A 21504-nucleotide genomic window follows, 5' to 3' on the forward strand; every position below is an offset into this window, starting at 1 on the left:
AAAAATTATATAAATTAGTTGTAACAAAATTATTAATGCGTAAATTAACCCCTGTCGCTGAAACAATAAGAACAAAATGGACTAAACTACACGGAAAGTAGTGTGATGTGATTATCGGGGATAAGACATCGGTTGATGTCACCGAAGGAATATTAAAAAAGAGTCAATGAAGACCGAGAATAATAAAATCTCACGGAAGTTTAAAATAAAAACAAAATGGAATGCTACACGGAAGGTAAAAATAATAACAACATGGAACAACAAAAATAATAACAATAATAAAGACTAAAAAGTCGAAGGGAGAAGTGTCCAGTTAAATGGCGCTCAGATTAGCAGGCGGTAGAGATGTTTTCTCTACCGCCTTTTTATTTGTCCTGTTACAATAGCCATCGTTTATACTTAAATGTATAGAAAGTGCGCAAGTAGTCGAGTTACCCAACCTCAATCCGCACAAACCGAATTCTTCTGGCAAGGCCAGCATCGCAACGCCAAAATGCGCGTTGCTCAAAACCTCTTAAGTGAGATGATCAAGATATGAGTAGAACTAAAAAGTCACGTAAAATCCCGTCTAACGGTCCTGTTCGTTTAAGCAAAGATAAGCTTAAAGAAATGCGTGCATTGAAAGAACAACGCGTTAAAAAGACCAAAGGTGCAAAGCCAGGTTCACGTAATTCGATAGACGCTTTACAGCCTGAGAGTAATAGTAATCAGCAACATAAAGACAAACGTGTTGGTAGTAAAAAACCAATCCCTTTAATTGCCGTTGCAGCTGAACCAGTTATTGAGCTTAAACGTAACTTGAAGCCACAAGTTGAACTGAAAAAAGTAGTTCAGCCTGAGCTTTCACCAGAGCAAGAATTAGAAGCGCTAGAAAATGACGAGCGCTTATTGAAGCTGGTTGAGTTACATGAAAGTGGCCAGTTATTAACAGGTAAAGATGCTAAATACTTCAACAGCCGTATTGCACGTCATCAAGTGTTATGTGAATTGCTTGGTATTGAAGACGAAGCTGATGATTTTGATGATGAAGAGTTTAGCGAAGAAGCTAATAGTGACTTTGATCATTACTTGTCGAATGATTTAGCCAATGAATGGTTAGATGACGAGGACGATAAATAATGAACATAATGATCTTGGCTCTGTGTGTTGGCGCTGTGATCATTGCGGGGCTGGCATTTTATGCTGGCCAATTACTGTATAAACTCAGTGCGCAAAAAAAACTGATCGCGAAAGAGCAGGTAAAGCAGCAAGCTAAGTTAGCTAAGTCGCGCTTAGAGCGTAATGCCAAGCTCGCAGACAGCATTCATTTAATCGCCCGTGCTATGCACCAAGAGCAATGTGAGTTCTCAGAAGGGTGTTTGCGTATTTGGGTGCTAATGTCGCAATACAGCTTTGAGGATGACGAAGACCTTCCAGGGCGTTATCCAGGCATATTTGCGATGTATGAAGTGGTAAAAGAAATGCCAACTCATGACGCTCGTAAAAAATATTCGAAAAAAGAAATATTTAAACAAGACAGCGCTCGCTGGCGTGCTGAAGAAACTCATGCAGAGCAAATTAAAGCTGACTGTGAGAAAATCATTGAAGAGTTTAAAGCAGCCCCTGGTAGCGAAAACGTGGTGTTTAACTAATTTTACAGTATCAATAAAAAAGCAGACCTCGGTCTGCTTTTTTTATGCTTGTGCACTCAGATTAAATTACCCGAGAGAACCGAGTCGCGTTAATCTGTTTTTGTAAATGAGCATCAAAACACATACAAATGATACGAATAAACAAATTGCCGCGTGCTGTGACGGTTATTAAGTCTGCATCGATAGTCACCATGCCATCTGCTATTAGTGGCTCAAGAGCTTGCAGTGAGCTGGCAAAGTAATCTTTAAAGTCGAGTTGATAGGTATTAGCAATACTTTGCATATTCAGTTCAAAGTGGCAAATAAGCTGTTTGATCACATCAGCGCGAATAACGTCATCATTATCAAGTTTCATACCTTTGCTGACTGCACTGCCAAGCTGATTATCAATCGCGTGATAGTAATGCTTTAACTCTTTTTGATTTTGCAAAATAGCAGTGCCAATTTGTGAAATTGATGACACCCCTAAACCCAGCAAATCACAGTCTCCATGAGTGGTGTAGCCTTGAAAATTACGATGTAATTGCTGACTATTTTGTGCAATAGCTAACTCATTACTGGTTTTTGCAAAGTGATCCATACCAATAAACTGATAACCTGCGTTACTCATTTGTTCTAAGGTATTCTTAAACATGGTGAGCTTATCGTGAGCGCTAGGTAAATCTGCATCCTTAATTTTTCGCTGAGCGGCAAAGCGATCCGGTAAGTGCGCGTAATTAAATACCGATACACGATCAGGACTAAGGGCAATTAATTGCTCAATAGTCTCTTTAAAGCTCTCAGGGGTTTGCAGTGGTAAGCCATAAATCATATCTGCATTAATTGATTTGAAGCCGAGTTCACGGGCTTCACCAATCAAACTTTTTACTGCATCAGCACTTTGTGGACGGTTAACGGCAAGCTGTACATCATCATTAAAGTCTTGAATGCCAAATGATACACGGTTAAAGCCAAGGCTACGCAAGTGGCTGAGCATGTCAGTTGCCAGTGAGCGAGGGTCTATTTCAATGCCACGCTCTGCATCGGGAGCAAACTTAAAGTGCAGCTCAAGTAGCGCTATTAAACGGCTCATTTGGCTGGTTGTTAAAAAAGTGGGCGTGCCACCGCCTAAATGCAGTTGCTGTACTTGATAGCTATCAAATAGCTGCGCTTGAGCGATGATTTCTTTTTCAAGATAATCTAGGTATAAGTCAGCTTTTGATTGATGGCGGGTTATTACTTTGTTACAGCCACAGTAATAGCAAAGCTGACTGCAAAACGGAATGTGGATATATAAAGATAAGCTGCGACTGTTTGATGAGTTAATTGCACTGATCAAGTCTTGTTGTTGATAGCCATCATTAAACGACAATGCTGTGGGGTAGGAGGTGTATCTTGGTCCAGACACATTGTACTTATTTATTAAGCTTTGATCCCATTTGGGTAAATTAATCATCACGCGCACCTTTTATATCATTTTCGTTAGTATAAAAAGGATGCGTCGAGGGAATATTGATCTACAACAAAAAAGAGTGCCGGAGCACTCTTTTGCTTATCAATATTGGCTTACTTAAGCTTAAACTGATTAACGGTTTTATTTAGTAAGCTGGCAAGCTCGTTAAGGTCTCTGGCTTCATCAGCAAGCTCAAGGGCATGATCTGCAGTGCTGTTCACTAAGTGATTAATTGCCGCTAAACTATTATTTATATCTTCGGCAACCACCGTTTGTTGCTCGGTTGAGGTGGCAATATGATGACTTTGATCTTGTACTTTAGTCACTGAGTCAGCAATGTTTTGCAATGCATCTAGTACTTCTTGAGTTTGTGTAACCGAGCTTTGCGCGCGCTCTTGTCCTTGTTGCATCATAGTTGAAGCTTGCTGTGCAATTTGCTGTAAGCGTGAGATCATGTTGCGAATATCATCAGTTGACTCTTGTGTGCGACTGGCCAACGAGCGAACTTCATCGGCTACGACCGCAAAGCCACGGCCTTGCTCACCAGCACGGGCGGCTTCAATTGCAGCGTTCAGCGCCAGCAAATTGGTTTGCTCTGCAATGGAATTGATCACATCAACTACGGCGCCGATGTTACCACTTTCTTGCTCTAGGCCTGCGACCACTTTAGCAGCTTCGCCAATATGGTCAGCTAAGGCGGTCATCACGCTTTGTGCATTTTGCGAGCGAGTGGCGCCATCTGCGGTGATCTGTTGGACTTCCTCAGCTGCATTGTTGGTGTGTTGTGCATTACGCGAGATCTCCATAACCGTGGTCGCCATTTCGGTTACTGCAGCGCTAACACTATCAACCTGCTGTTTTTCTTGTTGAATTTCGTCATTAGTTTGTTGCGAAACCGATTTTAATTGTGCCGCCGCATCGGTAAGTTGTTCAGCCTGTGCTGCGGTATTAAGCATCATAACGTGCAACTTATCAATAAAGGTATTCATATGATGAGCTAACTGGCCAACTTCATCTTTGCTATCAATAGTAATTTTTTGGGTTAAATCGCCATCCCCAGAAGCAATATCGCGCATGATATGGGTCAAGGTGATGATCGGCTGTGAGATCATTTTTGTAGCCCACAAAATCATTGCCATGATGATTAATAAAATAATAATGACCGAGCTGGTGGTGGTCATGACCGCGTCATTTACTGGCTCATCAATCATAGTGCGTGGCACTAAAATACCCACGTACCAGTTTAGATAAGGATGCTCTAATTGTAAGCGGTTATAAACCACAAAGTACTCTTGTCCTTGTAAGGTTACCTTGGCATCACCAGCGACGTTATTTTTCATTTGCTGGTTGAGCGAACTGAAGCCTTGCGTGTCGCTAAATTGTTTTTCAAGTACTTCTAACCCCTCTTTACCGTTAGGACCTTCATCGGTGATTGAAAGTTTATGGTTGGTACGTTTTGATAAATGCACCACTTTTTGGCCGCCATCGAGTAAAAAGCCAAAACCTTGACCGTTAAAACGAATATCTTCGACCATTTTATTGATTTTATTCAGTTGTAAATCGACGCCACCAAAACCAATTAGTTCGCGTTGCTTATTATAAACAGGCTGTTGCACAACCGCAGAGGCATTACCTGTGGTTAAATCAACTGAAATGGGCCCGACATATAAACGGTTAATTTTTAATGCATCTTGCCACCAACCACGTTTATAAGCGTAATACGGCTGGCCATTATAGTGGGTAGTACGTTCATGCTCTTTAAAATATTCACCGGTTTTGGCGGAGGCAAAAAATGCCGAGAGAATATTTTCATCATTGCCACTAATGCGTATAAAGTCTTGATTTACTTCTTCGTAGCCTGGCGCGCCTTGGAGTGTTTGGTCGCGTTTATCCCATGCGTCAAACCAGTTAACGAGATGAGGATTATTCACAAAAGTTTCTACAACTTTGCCATATTGAGCAAAATAGCTCTGCATTGACAGCTGTTCGCTTTGTAAGTAGCTGTATGCTTCACGTTCAATACTTTGACGAGACAAGGCGGCGATATGGTTCACAAAGTAAGCCGAGGCAATAAGTAACAGCACACTGATAGTGCCACCAATTAATAACAGGATTTTTTTTCGTAATGATAGATTTTGTAACATAAGTGCACACATTCTTATTATTTAGTAGAGTAAGCACTCTTATCTAATCATATCTTTATCTTAATCGCTATTGTGTGCGATGAGAGAAGTGAACAAATTTCTATTTAATTGTAAGGGTGATGTTACGTGGCGGGTAAAAATAAAGACCAATTAATAGTATTGGGCGCAGGTTGGTTGGGTCAGCCATTGTGCTTACAACAGCTCGCAAAAGGTTGGGATGTTCAAGGCACCCATCGCAGCGCAGAGCATCAATATGCTTTTCAGCGCCAGTTAGTATTTGCAGATCAGCAATTAGCTCATCAACTAGATTTACATAATGCGTGGTGGGTGTGTGCTATACCACCACGTAGTCGCCACGCTGATAGCCATTATTTAGCCACGTTAAAATTAGCCATTGAACTGGCAGGCACCATGAATGCAAAAGGCTTTTTGTTGTGTTCATCAACGGCTGTGTATGCTCAAGATAATCTAACCTATACAGAGCAAAGTGAGATTAAAGTAAGCACTGCACGCCAACAGCCATTAATTGATGCTGAGCAACTGGTATTAAATGCGGGTGGAAAAGTACTTAGACTCGGTGGTTTAATTGGGCCAGAGCGAGAGCCTGGGCGTTTTGTGGCAGGCAAAGAACTACAAAGTTCGAGCAACCAAACCGTTAATATGGTGCAGCAACAAGATGTTATTAATGCGATTGTTACTGTGTTGGAGAATTGGCAAGTTGCAGCGTCAATTTACAATGTAGTCAACCCAGCTCATCCAACCAAAGCAGATTACTATCAGCAAAAATGCCAGCAATACGGAACAACCCCCCCTACATTTACGAGTGACGAAAGCGCCGAACGCATCATTGATGGTTCGGCTATTGAATCACTTGGTTTTAACTATCAGTTTGCTATTTAAAACGACGGTAATACGCCTTTAGGTAATAAATTACACAACTCACCTTGCTGTAATAATAAATTAGCTGCTTCGATATCTGGGCCAAAATAACGGTCTTTATCGTAGTAGCTCACTTTTGTACGCAGTGTTGCTTTAGCTTGTTCAACTTTGGCTGATGCCTGCAATGGCTTTCTAAATTCTAACCCTTGTGCAGATGCCAACCATTCAATTGCCAGTACGCCTTGCGTGTTATCAGCCATTTCTTGCAGACGACGTGCTGCAAAAGTTGCCATAGAAACATGGTCTTCTTGGTTCGCTGAAGTTGGTAAGCTATCCACAGAAGCAGGGTGCGCCAATGATTTATTTTCAGACGCTAATGCTGCTGCGGTTACTTGTGCAATCATAAAGCCTGAATTAACGCCGCCGTTTTCAACTAAGAAAGGTGGCAACTTTGATAAGTTTGAATCAATCAGTAACGCAATACGACGCTCAGCTAGTGCACCAATTTCGGCAATCGCTAATGCTAAATTGTCGGCTGCCATAGCCACAGGCTCGGCGTGGAAGTTACCTCCCGAAATAATATCGCCTACATCAGCAAATACTAATGGGTTGTCGGTTACACCATTAGATTCACACAACAACACTTCGGCGGCTTGGCGAATTTGTGTTAAGCATGCACCAAGTACTTGTGGCTGACAGCGTAGGCAATACGGGTCTTGTACTTTTTCACAATCCACATGAGCTTCGCTGATCTGTGAATGTTCACCGAGCATATCGCGAAACATTGCCGCGGTATCGATTTGACCAAGTTGGCCACGAATTTCATGAATACGTGCATCAAATGGCGAACGACTCCCCATTGCAGCTTCAATACTAATTGAGCCAATCGCGCAGCTTTGTGCATATAAATCTTCAGCCCGAAATAGACCTTGAAGCGCAAATGCGGTAGAGGCTTGAGTGCCATTTAACAAAGCCAAGCCTTCTTTAGCGGCCAGTGTTAATGGCTCAAGACCGGCTATTTTAAGACCTTCATTGGCGCTAATGAGTTTACCTTGATAGCGCATTTCGCCTTCGCCGAGCAGTGGTAAACACATATGTGAAAGTGGCGCTAAATCGCCAGATGCACCTACCGAGCCTTTTTTTGGCACGCATGGATAGACTTGTGCAGCAAGTAACTGCATAAAGAATTCGATCACTTTTAGGCGAATGCCAGAAAAGCCACGTGATAATGAATTAATTTTCAATACCATCATCAATCGTACTGTGCTGTCATCCATATAAGCACCGATGCCCGCAGCATGGGAAAGTACAATGGATCGCTGGAGTAACTCTAATTCATGTTCAGCAATTTTAGTATTAGCGAGTAAGCCAAAACCGGTATTAATGCCATATACCGTTCTGTGTTGATCAATCACGTCTTGCACGGTTTGTGCACTGGCTGCTATTTTTATCTCGCTATCTTTGGCGAGCGTTAACGTCACTGGTGATAAATTAATTTGGCGCAGTGTTGCTAAATCGAGCTTTCCAGGTGTTAGGGTGAGTTTAAACATGATTATTCCTTATTTAACATTGGCAGGTCGAGGCCTTGCTCGGTCGCACAATTAATTGCAATATCGTAACCTGCATCCGCGTGGCGCATAACGCCCGTTGCAGGATCATTCCATAATACGCGGCCAACCCGCGCAGCTGCTTCGTCGGTGCCATCAGCAACAATGACTACGCCAGAATGTTGGCTAAAGCCCATACCTACACCACCACCATGATGAAGTGACACCCATGTTGCACCTCCTGCGGTATTCAGTAATGCATTAAGTAATGGCCAATCTGATACTGCATCTGAGCCGTCTTTCATTGCTTCGGTTTCACGGTTTGGACTCGCAACTGAGCCTGAGTCTAAATGGTCACGGCCGATCACAATCGGTGCTTTAAGCTCACCATTTTTGACCATCTCATTAAACGCCAGCGCTAAACGAGCGCGGTCTTTTAAGCCAACCCAGCAAATACGAGCAGGTAAGCCCTGGAATTGAATACGTTCACGAGCCATATCAAGCCAGTTATGTAAGTGTTTGTCGTCAGGAATAAGCTCTTTCACTTTTGCGTCGGTTTTATAAATATCTTCAGGATCGCCTGATAATGCCACCCAACGGAATGGACCAATTCCTTCGCAAAATAATGGACGAATATAAGCTGGCACAAAACCTGGGAAATCAAAGGCATTTGTTACGCCTTCGTCAAATGCCATTTGACGAATGTTATTGCCGTAGTCAGTTGTTGCAGCACCAGCTTGTTGTAGTGCTAACATTGCGTTGACTTGCACAGCCATAGATTGCTTAGCTGCTTTGACAACCGCTTGTGGATCTTGTTCACGCATTTTAGCCGCGTGTTGCATGCTCCAACCTTGCGGTAAATAGCCATTCAACGGGTCGTGAGCAGAGGTTTGATCGGTCACTACATCGGGAGTAATAGCTCGGTTAACAAGCTCACTAAATACATCAGCGGCATTACCAAGTAAGCCGACTGACAGCGCTTCGCCTTTGCCACACGCCTCGTTGATAAGCTCCAGTGCATGATCTAAATCGGTTGCTTTAACATCCACATAGCGGGTTTTGATCCGAAAATCGATACGCGTTTCATCGCATTCAACTACGAGTGCGCTAAATCCCGCCATGGTTGCCGCAAGTGGCTGCGCGCCGCCCATACCGCCTAAGCCACCGGTTAGCACCCACTTTCCAGCAGCGTCACCATTAAAATGTTGTTTTGCCATTGCTACAAAGGTTTCGTAGGTACCTTGTACTATGCCTTGTGATCCAATGTAGATCCATGATCCCGCAGTCATTTGCCCATACATCATCAAACCAAGTTTATCGAGCTCGTTAAAATGCTCCCAATTAGCCCAGTGAGGTACTAAGTTTGAGTTGGCAATTAATACTCGCGGTGCATTACTGTGAGTTTTAAATACCCCAACAGGTTTGCCTGATTGTACGAGTAGCGTTTCGTCGTCTTCGAGTCTGTCGAGAGTTTCGATGATTTTATCAAAGCAAGGCCAATCACGCGCTGCACGACCAATCCCACCGTACACAACTAAAGCATGTGGATGTTCGGCTACTTCAGGATCTAAATTATTCATTAACATGCGCTTAGCTGCTTCGGTGAGCCAGCTCTTAGCGCTGATTTTATCGCCGTGTGGGGCGCGAATAACGCGAGATTCATCAAGTCTGTTGTTCATAGATTACTCCTGTTGTATATACAAGCTTATTGGTTTCAAAAAATACGCTGTGAAGCGCATCATTTTGATTTTTATATTCTTTCTAATGTTATTTTTTACATATTACTTTTTAAAAGTTAAATGTCCGCCTAAGCGATACTTACTACCCGGTGATACTAAACGGGCAAAGCTAACAATCCCAGATGATGACCAAGTACGCCTAATCACCTGTAAGCATGGCTCTTCATGGTATAAATTAAGCCATTGGCACATTTCGCTGTTAGGCATTATTGCTTCTACCGTATGGCGCGCTTCAGTTAATGGTGCGACGCTCGATAAATATTCGTGCGGAGTTAACGCAGTAAAATCTTGTTGAAGGTAGCTTGTTGCTAGGGCCGGGTTAACAAAGCGCTCCTCAACTTGCAGTGGCTGTTCGTTTTCGTTATGCACTAATACACTGCGATACACCACGCTATCTACTTCAACACCCAGTGCAATCGCAATTGGCGCAATGGCGCTGATAGATTCAAGCACTAATACTGTACAGCTGTAATTGCCGTTACGGGCTTTGACTTCATCTGCTATATTTTTAATTTCAAGCAATGATGATTGTGATTTAAAACTGGCAACAAACGTGCCTAAACCTTGGCTACGAGTAAGAATACCTGCTTCGGTTAATTCGCTTAACGCTCGGCGCGCAGTCATTCGACTAACACTAAATTGTTCGGCCAATTCATTTTCAGAAGCCACACGTTGGTTTTCAAGCCATGCGCCGCTGCGGATATTATCAACAATAAATTGCTTTATTTGTGCGAACTTAGGTGTCGTCATTAAATTATTATGGTCTTTTAAATTTACTATTAACTATAAGATGGCATATTTACCTTGTATATACAAGATGACTTGTTAGACTGAGAGAAAATAATTTTCGGAGTTAATATGACAACAATCACTGCAAATGATCCGGCTAATGACTGGGATTTATTGATCACCGATGCCAATATCGCAACTATGGATTGCAGTATTGCAGCACCTTATGGCGCCATCGAAAATGCAGCGCTGGCAATCCGTAAAGGTGTCATTGTGTGGTTGGGTAAACAGGCCGATTTACCTAAATTCGACGTATTAGCAACGCCGATGCTTTCAGCAAAAGGGCAGTGGCTAACACCTGGTTTAATTGATTGTCATACCCACTTAGTGTTTGCCGGCTCAAGAGCTGAAGAGTTTGAACAGCGTTTACAAGGTGTTAGTTACGAGCAAATAGCAGCGCAAGGTGGGGGGATCGCTAGTACGGTAGCAGCCACACGAGCTGCGGATCATGAGGCTTTATTTGTGCTCGCGAAGGATCGTCTCAATGCCCTCTATGCCGAGGGAGTGAGTACCGTTGAGATCAAATCTGGTTACGGACTTGATTGCGAAAATGAAGTTAAAATCCTCGAAGTGGCACGTTTGTTAGGTGAAAATCACCCGATTGATGTAAAAACGACATTTTTGGGGGCGCATGCCCTACCTTTGGAATATAAAGGTCGCAGTGATGAGTATATCGATCTGGTTTGTAATGAGATGCTTGAGCAAGTGGTCACTGCAAATTTAGCCGATGCTGTCGATGTGTTTTGCGAAAATGTTGGTTTTAGTAATGAGCAAACTCGACGAGTTTTTAATGCCGCAAAAAAACATAATTTGCCAGTGAAATGTCATGCTGAACAGCTTTCAAATCAGCAAGGAGCACAATTAGTCGCTGAATTTAATGGGTTATCTGCTGATCATATTGAACATTTAGATGAAGCTGGAGTAAAGGCCATGGCTGCAGCAGGCGCTGTGGCGGTATTATTACCCGGGGCATTTTATTTTTTACGCGAAACCAAACAGCCGCCAATTGAGCTATTAAAACAGTATCAAGTACCAATAGCGATTTCGACAGACTTTAATCCAGGTACATCACCCTTGTGTTCTTTGCAATTAATGATGAATATGGGGTGTACTTTATTTCGCTTAACTCCTGAAGAAACTCTCGCCGGAGTTACGCGTAATGCCGCCAAAGCATTGGGTTTAACTGATCGCGGAGTGTTAAAAGTCGGCATGCGTGCCGATATAGCTCATTGGCAAATATCCCACCCAGCACAATTAAGTTATCAATTTGGCGTGAATAAACTGTTAAATCTGTGGATTTTGGGTAGACTAAATTAGTCTGTTGTAATGTTGTGCTCAAAAAATGATTTTAATCGCGCTATTAACAAATACGGGACTTGAATATTCTGCAGGGAGCGCTTTTTTAAACAATATATTGACGCCTACTTTTTTAGCCGGCGCTATTTTTATGGCGATGATCTGTGCCTTGTGCGTGGTTAAAAAGCCATTACTGCGCTTTAGCTATCTCAGCAATGGGGTACTTGGGCTGGCAGTATTAAGCGGCGGCTTTAACTTTTTGGAGTTACTATTTGCACTGAGTATTGGTTTGCATTTATGGCTGGCATTTTCGCAAAATAAATGGACTATGCTCACTTTGAGCTGTTGCTCAGCACTTGTATTTACGGTGTGCTTAGCGGCTCATTTACTACTTGAGTTACCTCTTTATTTAATTGTACTGGCGAGCATTGTACTGGCTATGTCTGGCTATTTTGATGATGAAGAGCTTGTTGCTGAGGCTGATGACGCAGCGCATATAAATCACTTTATGGAGCCTGCGCCGTTATTAAATCTTCCCGATATTAAGCAGTTACGACAAGGTTATTTCGACTGGCGTAAAAACAATCAACAACGAGCTGCGTTGGTGGTTATCCGGTTGGAGGGGTTTGCTCAGGTTAATCAGCATATTGGCCGAGACTTTGGGGATTTACTATTAGCGCAGTCTGCAAACCGTATTAAGCAACTACTGCTTATTGAAGAAGTGATTAATTTAGCTGGGGAACAAAAATTAGCTCACCTTGGTGGCCTTAATTTTGCATTTATATGTAATTTAGCGCAGCAAAAACATTTACATGAGCAATTAATCAATCAAATACTAGGGGCCACCTTGAAGCCGTTTAATGTGGCTAATTGCACTATTAAAGTCAATGCACGGGCCAGTTTCGTTGATTGCGATGAACAAGAAAATAGCTTTGATAATTTAATTTCGTTTGCTTACCTCGCTTTAGATAGCCACCCAAAACAACAAGTGGTGGTGTACCATCAACAAATGAGAATAGAGCAATTAGAACAGCAAGCGCGTTTGCAAGAATTAGCAAATATCGATTTTTCTAGCGAACTTGAATTGTACTTCCAACCCATCATTTGCAATCACGATGAAAAAATTGAATTTTTAGAGTTGTTACTACGTTGGCAACATCCCAGACAAGGGATTTTATCGGCTAATCGATTTATTGATGATATACGTGTTGCAGGGCTTGCTTATCCATTAGCCACATTTGTTATTGAACGCGCCGCAGAGCTTGCAATGGCATTGCGCATGGAAGGCATAACGATGCCTTTGAGTATCAATTTATTTGGCTCTGAAATGCTAAATGAAGAATTTATCGAATTCCTTGATCACATTTTTATCGAACATCAACTACAAGCTGGCGATTTAATTGTCGAGTGTCCACTTAATCTGTTTATGAGTTTAGATAAGCAAGGTAAAGCAATGGTCGCACGCATAAATAGCATTGGTATTAAAGTCTGCGTGGATGGCCTTGGTGATAGCCCTATTTGGCTTGCTAAGTTACCAAATTTAGCCGTTGCATATGTAAAAATAGCGCCTTCATTAACAGCTGATTTCAGTCATCAAAGCCATGTTCGTAGTTTGATCAGCGGTATGGTTGATATGCATAACCAACAAAATGCGAAGGTAATTTGCGAAGGGGTAGAAACACTGGAGCAGCTTAATTTTGTAAAAAGTTTAAACGCCTATGCCGCGCAGGGTTATTACTATAGTCATCCACTGAGCAGTGTTGGCATGATCTCTTGGTTAAAACAATGGCAAATAGAGCATCCGTAATCGTTTTTTAGTTTGCTTTGGCTTGTAAATAAGCATTCACGAGAGCTGTGATTATTTGCCCTGCATCGCTCATTCCAGCCTGTATACCACTAGGATGTTGGTTGGGGGCTGCTTCACATAAATGCAAGTATTGGCTGTTTACTTGACTGGCAGCTAAATGCACAAAGTGTTCGGCATCGCTAACACTAAAACCACAATTGGTATACGCACTGACGGGCATTAATGAAATGCTATCAAGATCCACTTCAACCCCAAGTGGTGCATCAATTAGATTATATAGTGCCTGCTGGCATGCTTCAGTTAAGGTTTTTTCGCGCCTCACTTGCAGCGCTTGGTAGCTATCATAACTAAATTGGGCAGCAGCTAAAGCATCAATAATTGCTTGATTGTTTTTCAGCTCGTGCATGCCAATAACATGATAATTATTTAAGTGTTGCTCGTTATATGCATAGCGAAAACCATTACCACTATGGCGGCCTTCACAGTCACGGAAATCGGCATGAGGGTCAAAGTTGATCGCGTTTATTGGGCGCTGTTTATGCTTGCTTAATGCGCGAATAATACCAAGGCAGTTATTATGGCCACCGCCAATAACGATTGGCTCTAACCCTGCAGCAAAAATTAAGCTCAGCACTTGCTCAACACGTTGATCAAGCTGGGCGCATAACTGGCGTAATTGTGTTAGTTGCTGAGGATTTTGGTTTGATAAATCGCGCGCCGCAAGAGTCAAATCGCTGATCGCTACTTCGCCTAATAACAAAACTTTTTCGTTCGCTAAAAATTGGTTATCAGGTTGATTTAAAAAGCGTTTAAGAAATGCTTGCCAGCCATCTTCGGCACCACCATTGCCTAAGTTGGCGCGTGGCCCGATATCTTCGCAAATACCTAGTAATACATACTTAATACCAAATTGCGCGGCATCGCGCATGGCTTGTAAAGGATCAACACCAGTGTCAAGTAGGGCTATTGACTGCCATGCTTTTCTTTCATTAGCGCGACTGCTACACCAAGCTTTTACAGTCGCTTCATCATAGATATGTAGGTGGTTTGACACTCGTTATTCTTCTACGATTTCCAGTTCAAGTTCTTCACCAGATAATACAATACCGGTGCTATCTGCATAGATAAAGTCGTCATCAAAAAATGATACACCAGCGAAGTTAACGCCAATGCCGTCTTCACCAGCACCGGTGCTGTCTGCTGCAACAGGGATTGAAGCAATTGCTTGAATACCTAAATCAAGCTCTTCAAGTTCATCAACATGACGTACTGCACCGTATACCACAATGCCTTGCCAGTTATTTTCTACAGCTAGTTCAGCAAGCTCGATATCGATTAATGCGCGACGAGTTGAACCACCCCCATCAATTAATAATACACATTCTTCGCCGTCTTGAGAGAGTATGTCGCGGATCAGTTCATTATTTTCAAAACATTTGACGGTTTTAATACGGCCACTAAAATTGTGGCGACCACCAAAGTTAATAAACATAGGTTCGAGCACATCGACCACATCGGCAAAGTGATCGCATAAATCTGAAGTGCTGTAATCCATTTTTCTATCCTTTCTAAAGATACGTGAGCTGATGTTCAGTATACCTTTCTTAAATGCAATAACAACGACTTAATAACAGTAAATTGCGCTCTTTTTAAACAATTATTGCGCTAAAACAGGAAAAGCAATATTAGTGTCTTAAAAGCGTCACTCAATTGTTATTTTCACCGCCTAAGCTGAAATTGTGTACAGAGTTTGCACAATTAAAGGAGCAAGTAATGAGTGAGAACAACATGCTAAAAAAAGTTGTCCAACTGGACCAAAGTTTGTTTTTGATGCTATTTAATGGCAATGCCCCAAAATGGTTAAAAAATTCAGCTTTAGGTTTCTCAAAAACAGGCAATGGAGGGCTTTATGTATTAATCGCTGTTGGTTTTGGCTGGCTTAGCAGTGAAGCTGAATTACGGCTTATGGCGATGACTCTATTGCTGGGCTTTTTAATTGAGCGACCCATTTATTACGTGGCTAAAAATAGTTTTGCCAGAATTCGGCCATGTGATTGTTTAGTAAAAGGCGCTTACATTACGCCCAGCGATAAATTTAGTTTACCGTCAGGGCACAGTGCTGGCGCATTTTTAGTTGCCGTTATCTTAGCGCAGTATTTCCCGCAATTCGCAGAGTTATGTTTTTTGTGGGCAACGGGGGTCGCAGCATCGCGGGTGTTACTTGGGGTACATTTTCCTGTTGATGTAGTGCTTGGTGCATTGATGGGGGGAAGCTGTGGTTTATTGGCAATCTTGATAGTGGCTACCTTATGAAAATACTTTATGGCATTCAAGGGACCGGTAATGGTCATATAACCCGAGCAAGGGTGATGGCGAATGCGTTTAAGCAAATGGGGATTGCTGTAGATTATGTGTTTTCAGGGCGAGCCCAGCAGAATTACTTTGATATGGACGAGTTTACTAATTATCGCAGCTTTCGGGGGTTATCTTTTACTACTCAAAATGGTCAAGTCAATAGTTACCAAACAGTGAAAAATAGCCGTATATGTAGATTACTAAAAGACATAAAGCAGTTAGATGTATCGGGTTATGATTTTGTGTTTAATGACTTTGAACCGATCACTGCATGGGCAGCAAAACGCCAAGCAGTGCCAGTAATAGGCATGAGTCATCAAGCTGCATTTTTATCACCCAAAGTACCAATGTTTGGCCATAGTTTACTGCGCCGCTCATTAATAAAATATTATGCTCCTGCTGATACCTATTTAGGCGTGCATTGGCAGCCATTCGCACAAAATATCATCCCTCCTTTTATTGCTCATCATCGACATGATAATCCGGTCAATGTTGACAATAAAGTATTGGTATATTTACCTTTTGAAGAACTGCGAAGTGTGATTGATTACTTACAAGATTTTCCTGAAAAAGAATTTTATTGTTACCACCCGCAAGCTCAGGATAGTTCATCCGCTAATATTCATCTACGAGCCCCTTCACGTGGTGGCTTTTTAAATGATTTAGCCAATGCCAGTGGCGTGATCGCAAATGCGGGTTTTGAGCTCTCTAGCGAAGCACTAAAATTAGGTAAAAAACTGTTATTGAAACCATTGTCAGGGCAGTTTGAACAAGACGCCAATGCACAAACATTATTAGCAATGAAAGCCGCGCACGTAATGAATTACTTAAACCCCAATGCGTTGGATGACTGGCTCAATAGTACATCACAAAAACAGATTAATTTTCCAAGTGATCCACAGCCATTAGTTGAGTGGTTAGCAGCTAAACAGTGGCATAACACACAGGAATTACATCAAAATTTGTGGGCTTCGGTAGGTTAAATTCAAAATCAACGGATTTTTTAAAGCACTGTAGTAAAAAACAATAATAATGTAAGCCAATTGTTAGTTATTTAACTATACTATCTTGCAGTGATTTATTTTATAGGCTGTTGTTAATGAGTTTACTCCAAAATTTGACTATTAAACGTCGTTTACAAGTCAATGCATTAGTTGTTGGTCTCGCTATGGTCGTTATGTTGTGCGTCATTATCTATGAGGCACGCATTATGCTGAAACTAAATGAAACGATTCAGTATGCTGAAGAGCTTGATATACACGAACTGTCAATGCGTAAGTACGAAAAAGACTTTTTGTTTTATAAGCAAGAAGGCAGCTTAGAGTTATTCGATCAAGAATATGAGCAGCTACAGGTTAAAATAAAAATGTTGGCTCAGTTATCAGCCGAGCTTGATATTGCCACTGCGCAAGTCGAGCAATTTGTAGCACTTGCTAAGCAGTATAATGACGACTTTCAAAAAGTTGTAAAATTACAAAAGAAAATTGGTTTGCACCCTAAAGATGCGCTTTATGGCGAACTACGAGATGCTGTACATCAAATGGAAACGCTGTTAAATAAGCAAGATAACTATCATTTACTCACTTTGATGTTGCAGCTTAGACGCTCTGAAAAAGATTTTATGCTGCGTTTTGACCTAAAATATTTAACTCGTTTTGAAGACGGCGTATCGCAGCTAGAACGTCAAATTCGCAACGAAAACTTGGCTTCAAGTGACCAGTCTGAGCTGTTACGTTTACTTGCAATTTATAAAAGTAAGTTTAAGTCGTTAGTTGATGCGCAAGTTGCATTAGGTCTGGATTTAGGTTCAGGTGCACTTGGTAAAATGAGAGACAGCGTTAAACAAAGTGATGATTTAGTCACTTTAATTACGACTGCAACGAAACAACAAGTTGAGTCTACTGCTGCACAAGCACAAATGATTGCTATCGCAATTTTTATTGTTGCCAGCTTACTGGTGATGATTTTGGTGTACTTTACAAGTCGCTCGATTATCGTGCCGATTGAACGGGTGTATCACACCATCAATGAAATTCGTCGCAACAATGATTTACGACTTGTTATAGAACACAGTGGTAAAGACGAAGTTACTACCATGACGATCGATTTTAATAGTCTCATAAATGATTTTAAAGAACTGATCTACGAAGTGAATACAGCTTTAACAACTTTAAATATCGCTACCGATCATTTATCGGAGACTACTGCTGCAACCAGCTCGGGCATGCAAGAGCAGTTGCATGAAGCTGATATGGTTGCAACCGCCGCAACTGAAATGCAAGCTACCATTCAAGACATTTCTCATAATACCGAGGCTGCAGCCAAAAAAGCAGAATCAACCAATCAAAGTGCTCAACAGGGACGCAAGGAAGTTGAAGCAACGGTTAAGCAGATCAATCAATTATCTGATTCACTGGGTAATGCCACTACCGTAGTATCACAGCTTGAAAAAGACGGTGAAACCATTGGCTCAGTATTGGATGTTATTCGTGGTATTGCTGAACAAACTAATTTACTAGCACTCAATGCCGCAATCGAAGCTGCGCGCGCCGGAGAGCAAGGCCGTGGCTTTGCTGTTGTTGCTGATGAAGTGCGTTCACTTGCACAGCGTACTCAAGAGTCAACCAAAGAGATTGAGAGCATTATCTCGATTTTACAAGGGCGTACTCAAGAAGTCGTAAGCATAATGCAACGATGCCGAACACAAGGCGGCGAAAGCGCAGCACAAGCAACAAAAGCGGGTGAACTACTGAACTCTATTACCGAAGATGTGCAAACTATTATGGAAATGAGCACGCATATTGCCACCGCAATTGACGAGCAAAGCCAAGTTGCTTCTGAGGTGAATAAAAACGTCGTGCGTATTCGTGATATCGCCGAAGATGCCTCAGCTCATTCATCAAAAAATGCACAAACTAGCGAAGAGGTATCAGAGCAAGCAAGAGTGCTTTACGCCGCGATAGATAAGTTTAAGGTTTAAAAACAGAAGCTAGGTTCTAGGATTTAGGTTCTAGGAATTAGCTGAGCTTTAAGCGCTAAGCCATAAGTTTTAAGCAGCCCTGAGTTGTTTGAAAGTTATGGCTTTTTTGTTTGGATAATTAAATAAGCGCCGCGCCTCTGAGCCTCTTTGTAAATATTTCAATTAAAGATCTTTTGCACAAAGAGAAGGGAGTGAAAAGCTTCGGGTTTTGAGCAACGAGCTGCGGGTATACGCATAGCTCCATTGTAGGTCGTCATTTATGGCGAAAATCAATTAACTATTGGAATTGACTGCTAAAGCACGACCTACGCCAACCTCAGCCTTTAGGCCCTACCTCTAAAACGCAGCGTCTCTTGACCTCTTTGTGAATAATTCACTAAATTTTTTTGCACACAGAGAAGGGAATGAGCAGTAAATGAAGGAAACTTAGCGCTTAGTATTGGCATGCTTAAATAACTGATAATCTAACATGAATATTACTAAGCGATTGAATCAAAATAGCAACTCCGCTATGGTTAAACCATCAATAACAATAAATTAAAAACGAGTTATTCTACAGGCTCGTTAGGATTACGAGAGTATCAATGAAACTTTTAAGCTGGATTTTACTGATATTATTTATATTATCTTATGGTGGTTCTGCATTATTTTGTTCAGGTTTTGTTGATATTATTGAGCCAAATTTTGGTGAATGCTTTAACAGTGGTGTTTCATATTTTGATTATTTTCCAAAAGGTCAGTCTCCTCTTGAAATGTTAGGTGTAAAACTAATTGCGGCATGCTTAGTAATATCATTTGTTATTGGTTTTATTTATCATAAGTTTAAAGTCAGAAAGCAACCCTAACATATATGAGCCTTAACTCAGTCAATAGGCAATAGTATTACCTTTGACGGTTTAAATTCGGTAACGGCCAAACTTAAAATCAATAAACAAATTTGTTTACATCGTCTGTCGATGCAGCTGCAAGTAGCTTACGGTAATCATACTATTTTAGGACTTATTAAAAACCTAGTTACCTAGCACCTTCTCGTTACGCTTCGCTACACTCAACCAGAATGACATAGTTAACTTTAACGCCGAGCTGCGCTAACTTTCACCTTGAACCTTTTAACTCGCAAACTCGCTAAGGTACAAACTTGATCGGTACACTGTCTTTATTGGCTTGATGTTCTGCGAGGCGTTGTTGGTAGGTTTGCCATAAATCGTCATGTTGGGCTTGTAGATGGCTGAAATATGCCCAGCTAAATAAACCGCTGTTGTGGCCATCGTCAAAGTCTAAACGCAGTGCGTAGTGGCCGACTGGCTCGATGCTTTTGATGCTAACCTGCGATTTACCGAGTACCAATTTCATTTGTTCGTTACCATGGCCTTGTACTTCGGCAGACGGTGAATGAACACGTAAAAACTCACTACTAAAAGTACAGTGGGTGTCATCGTCAAAATAGACATCAAGGGTTTTGCTAACGGTATGATGATGTACCTTGATCACTTGCTTCATTGTTATGCCTGTGTATTGAGCCTAGAACCAAGAACTTAGAGCCTGGGCCCTAAGTTCTAGTTTTAAAATTAAAGAATAAAGCGACTTAGGTCTTCATCTTCCACCAGTGCACCTAAATGCTTCTCAACATAGGCGGCATCAATGACTAAACTGGTGCCAGCTTGCTCTGATGCATCATAGGAAATTTCTTCCATCAGTTTTTCCATTACCGTATGTAGGCGACGTGCACCAATGTTTTCGGTTTTTTCATTAACTTGCCATGCCGCTTTGGCAATGCGCTCGATGGCGTCATCGCTAAACTCTACACTTACTTGCTCTGTTTTAAGTAGTGCATGTTGTTGCTCGGTCAGTGAGGCATGTGGTTCGGTTAAAATACGTTTAAAGTCGTCAGCGGTTAATGCTTCAAGCTCTACACGAATAGGTAAGCGACCTTGTAGCTCTGGGATCATGTCAGATGGTTTTGCCATTTGGAATGCGCCAGAGGCAATAAACAACATATGGTCAGTTTTCACCATGCCATGCTTAGTGCTCACGGTTGAGCCCTCAATCAGTGGCAGTAAGTCACGCTGTACGCCTTCACGGCTTACATCTGGACCTGATGATTCACCGCGTTTACAGATTTTGTCTATCTCGTCGATAAACACAATACCGTTTTGTTCGGCTGCGAAGATTGCTTGCTCTTTTAGCTCTTCAGGGTTTACTAATTTAGAGGCTTCTTCTTCAACCAATAATTTAAACGCTTCTTTAATTTTAAGTTTGCGTTTAGTGCGCTTGTCACCCGCCATATTTTGGAACATGCCTTGCAGCTGGTTGGTCATTTCTTCCATACCAGGTGGTGCCATGATCTCAACATTTGGTTGTGCTTGGGCTAAATCAATATCAATTTCTTTATCGTCTAATTGACCTTCGCGTAATTTTTTACGGAAGATCTGACGCGTTGAAGATCCTTCATCGCGTTGGCTTTCACCAGACGAATCTTTAGCAGGAGTCAGTAGTGCATCTAAAATACGTTCTTCGGCAGCTTCTTCTGCGCGATGTTTGAATTTTTTAGTTTGTTGTTCACGGGTCATTTTGATTGATACATCAACCAAGTCGCGAATGATGGTTTCAACCTCTTTACCAACATAGCCCACTTCAGTGAACTTAGTCGCTTCGACTTTAATGAAAGGCGCGTTGGCAAGTTTTGCTAAACGACGGGCAATTTCAGTTTTACCAACACCGGTTGGACCGATCATCAGAATATTCTTCGGCGTTACTTCAGCGCGAAGATCTTCATCTAATTGCATGCGGCGCCAGCGATTACGAAGGGCAATAGCCACTGCTTTTTTTGCTTTTGCTTGACCAATTATATGCAGGTCAAGTTCATGAACGATTTCTCTGGGAGTCATATCAGACATAGCAGTTC

18 protein-coding genes are annotated in these 21504 nt (G+C 41.8%); 9 read left to right on the plus strand and 9 right to left on the minus strand.

The genetic code is table 11. The features are described 5' to 3' along the window. Positions 1-534 precede the first annotated feature (534 nt). Positions 535-1119, plus strand: coding sequence for a Der GTPase-activating protein YihI (yihI, locus tag H5232_RS01970; RefSeq protein ID WP_145238440.1), 585 nt, complete (start codon positions 535-537; stop codon positions 1117-1119). After that, complete coding sequence (locus H5232_RS01975; protein ID WP_220491317.1) at positions 1119-1631, plus strand: DUF2489 domain-containing protein; 513 nt, start codon at positions 1119-1121, stop codon at positions 1629-1631. The genes yihI and H5232_RS01975 overlap by 1 nt, the downstream gene beginning before the upstream one ends. Before the next feature lie 61 nt (positions 1632-1692). Here the strand turns inward: H5232_RS01975 and hemN are convergent, their stop codons facing one another. Together hemN and H5232_RS01985 are read right to left on the minus strand one after the other, a co-directional pair. Next, positions 1693-3066, minus strand: coding sequence for an oxygen-independent coproporphyrinogen III oxidase (gene hemN / locus H5232_RS01980; protein ID WP_182830512.1), 1374 nt, complete (start codon positions 3064-3066; stop codon positions 1693-1695). A 110-nt stretch (positions 3067-3176) separates the two neighbouring features. Continuing rightward, positions 3177-5207, minus strand: coding sequence for a methyl-accepting chemotaxis protein (locus H5232_RS01985; protein ID WP_182830513.1), 2031 nt, complete (start codon positions 5205-5207; stop codon positions 3177-3179). 126 nt (positions 5208-5333) lie between these two features. Here H5232_RS01985 and H5232_RS01990 point away from each other — a divergent pair, with 126 nt between their 5' ends. Beyond that, positions 5334-6107, plus strand: coding sequence for an NADP-binding protein (locus tag H5232_RS01990; protein ID WP_182830514.1), 774 nt, complete (start codon positions 5334-5336; stop codon positions 6105-6107). Here H5232_RS01990 and hutH read toward each other — a convergent pair. The 3 genes from hutH to hutC form a co-directional block, all read right to left on the minus strand. Further along, a complete protein-coding gene (hutH, locus tag H5232_RS01995) occupies positions 6104-7636 on the minus strand; it encodes a histidine ammonia-lyase (RefSeq protein ID WP_182740286.1) in 1533 nt (510 codons plus the stop codon). The two genes, H5232_RS01990 and hutH, sit on opposite strands and share 4 nt — an antisense overlap. A 2-nt stretch (positions 7637-7638) precedes the next feature. Then, positions 7639-9312, minus strand: a complete 1674-nt coding sequence (gene hutU / locus H5232_RS02000) for a urocanate hydratase (protein ID WP_145238458.1) — start codon at positions 9310-9312, stop codon at positions 7639-7641. A gap of 102 nt (positions 9313-9414) precedes the next feature. Further along, positions 9415-10122 (minus strand): histidine utilization repressor, encoded by a 708-nt coding sequence (gene hutC, locus H5232_RS02005; protein ID WP_149982615.1) that lies wholly within the window; start codon positions 10120-10122, stop codon positions 9415-9417. 108 nt (positions 10123-10230) lie between these two features. Here hutC and hutI point away from each other — a divergent pair, with 108 nt between their 5' ends. Beyond that, the gene (gene hutI / locus H5232_RS02010) at positions 10231-11478 is read left to right on the plus strand and encodes an imidazolonepropionase (protein ID WP_182717687.1); all 1248 of its coding nucleotides are present in this window, start codon (positions 10231-10233) and stop codon (positions 11476-11478) included. A 130-nt stretch (positions 11479-11608) separates the two neighbouring features. Continuing rightward, on the plus strand, positions 11609-13264 hold the full coding sequence (locus H5232_RS02015) for a GGDEF domain-containing phosphodiesterase (protein ID WP_182830518.1): 1656 nt from the start codon (positions 11609-11611) through the stop codon (positions 13262-13264). A 7-nt stretch (positions 13265-13271) separates the two neighbouring features. On the opposite strand, the gene H5232_RS02020 is transcribed toward H5232_RS02015, so the two are convergent. Then, positions 13272-14318 (minus strand): formimidoylglutamase, encoded by a 1047-nt coding sequence (locus H5232_RS02020; RefSeq protein ID WP_182740287.1) that lies wholly within the window; start codon positions 14316-14318, stop codon positions 13272-13274. Between the two features lie 3 nt (positions 14319-14321). Continuing rightward, entirely contained in the window at positions 14322-14819 is a 498-nt protein-coding gene (rraA, locus tag H5232_RS02025) for a ribonuclease E activity regulator RraA (protein WP_145238473.1), read from the minus strand. Between the two features lie 218 nt (positions 14820-15037). On the opposite strand from rraA, the gene H5232_RS02030 reads away from it, so the two are divergent. From H5232_RS02030 to H5232_RS02045, 4 genes are all read left to right on the plus strand, one after another. Then, entirely contained in the window at positions 15038-15577 is a 540-nt protein-coding gene (locus tag H5232_RS02030; protein ID WP_145238476.1) for a phosphatase PAP2 family protein, read from the plus strand. After that, positions 15574-16602 (plus strand): MJ1255/VC2487 family glycosyltransferase, encoded by a 1029-nt coding sequence (locus tag H5232_RS02035; protein WP_149982619.1) that lies wholly within the window; start codon positions 15574-15576, stop codon positions 16600-16602. The genes H5232_RS02030 and H5232_RS02035 overlap by 4 nt, the downstream gene beginning before the upstream one ends. A gap of 116 nt (positions 16603-16718) precedes the next feature. Next, positions 16719-18599, plus strand: coding sequence for a methyl-accepting chemotaxis protein (locus tag H5232_RS02040; RefSeq protein WP_182717689.1), 1881 nt, complete (start codon positions 16719-16721; stop codon positions 18597-18599). Between the two features lie 584 nt (positions 18600-19183). Further along, the gene (locus tag H5232_RS02045; RefSeq protein WP_149982621.1) at positions 19184-19444 is read left to right on the plus strand and encodes a hypothetical protein; all 261 of its coding nucleotides are present in this window, start codon (positions 19184-19186) and stop codon (positions 19442-19444) included. Between the two features lie 280 nt (positions 19445-19724). On the opposite strand, the gene H5232_RS02050 is transcribed toward H5232_RS02045, so the two are convergent. Next, positions 19725-20099 (minus strand): gamma-butyrobetaine hydroxylase-like domain-containing protein, encoded by a 375-nt coding sequence (locus H5232_RS02050; protein ID WP_182717690.1) that lies wholly within the window; start codon positions 20097-20099, stop codon positions 19725-19727. Between the two features lie 68 nt (positions 20100-20167). Continuing rightward, the gene (gene hslU, locus H5232_RS02055; protein ID WP_182717691.1) at positions 20168-21496 is read right to left on the minus strand and encodes an HslU--HslV peptidase ATPase subunit; all 1329 of its coding nucleotides are present in this window, start codon (positions 21494-21496) and stop codon (positions 20168-20170) included. Positions 21497-21504: the final 8 nt, after the last annotated feature.

The sequence above is a fragment of the Pseudoalteromonas sp. SG41-5 genome (genome assembly GCF_014164495.1).
GTDB classification, from domain to species: domain Bacteria; phylum Pseudomonadota; class Gammaproteobacteria; order Enterobacterales; family Alteromonadaceae; genus Pseudoalteromonas; species Pseudoalteromonas rhizosphaerae.

Bases quoted from the DNA above. Each gene is read 5' to 3' on its own strand.
- yihI (WP_145238440.1), top strand. From the start codon at position 535: ATGAGTAGAACTAAAAAGTCACGTAAAATCCCGTCTAACGGTCCTGTT.
- H5232_RS01975 (WP_220491317.1), top strand. From the start codon at position 1,119: ATGAACATAATGATCTTGGCTCTGTGTGTTGGCGCTGTGATCATTGCG.
- hemN (WP_182830512.1), bottom strand. From the start codon at position 3,066: ATGATTAATTTACCCAAATGGGATCAAAGCTTAATAAATAAGTACAAT.
- H5232_RS01985 (WP_182830513.1), bottom strand. From the start codon at position 5,207: ATGTTACAAAATCTATCATTACGAAAAAAAATCCTGTTATTAATTGGT.
- hutH (WP_182740286.1), bottom strand. From the start codon at position 7,636: ATGTTTAAACTCACCCTAACACCTGGAAAGCTCGATTTAGCAACACTG.
- hutU (WP_145238458.1), bottom strand. From the start codon at position 9,312: ATGAACAACAGACTTGATGAATCTCGCGTTATTCGCGCCCCACACGGC.
- hutC (WP_149982615.1), bottom strand. From the start codon at position 10,122: ATGACGACACCTAAGTTCGCACAAATAAAGCAATTTATTGTTGATAAT.
- hutI (WP_182717687.1), top strand. From the start codon at position 10,231: ATGACAACAATCACTGCAAATGATCCGGCTAATGACTGGGATTTATTG.
- H5232_RS02015 (WP_182830518.1), top strand. From the start codon at position 11,609: ATGGCGATGATCTGTGCCTTGTGCGTGGTTAAAAAGCCATTACTGCGC.
- rraA (WP_145238473.1), bottom strand. From the start codon at position 14,819: ATGGATTACAGCACTTCAGATTTATGCGATCACTTTGCCGATGTGGTC.
- H5232_RS02030 (WP_145238476.1), top strand. From the start codon at position 15,038: ATGAGTGAGAACAACATGCTAAAAAAAGTTGTCCAACTGGACCAAAGT.
- H5232_RS02035 (WP_149982619.1), top strand. From the start codon at position 15,574: ATGAAAATACTTTATGGCATTCAAGGGACCGGTAATGGTCATATAACC.
- H5232_RS02040 (WP_182717689.1), top strand. From the start codon at position 16,719: ATGAGTTTACTCCAAAATTTGACTATTAAACGTCGTTTACAAGTCAAT.
- H5232_RS02045 (WP_149982621.1), top strand. From the start codon at position 19,184: ATGAAACTTTTAAGCTGGATTTTACTGATATTATTTATATTATCTTAT.
- H5232_RS02050 (WP_182717690.1), bottom strand. From the start codon at position 20,099: ATGAAGCAAGTGATCAAGGTACATCATCATACCGTTAGCAAAACCCTT.
- hslU (WP_182717691.1), bottom strand. From the start codon at position 21,496: ATGTCTGATATGACTCCCAGAGAAATCGTTCATGAACTTGACCTGCAT.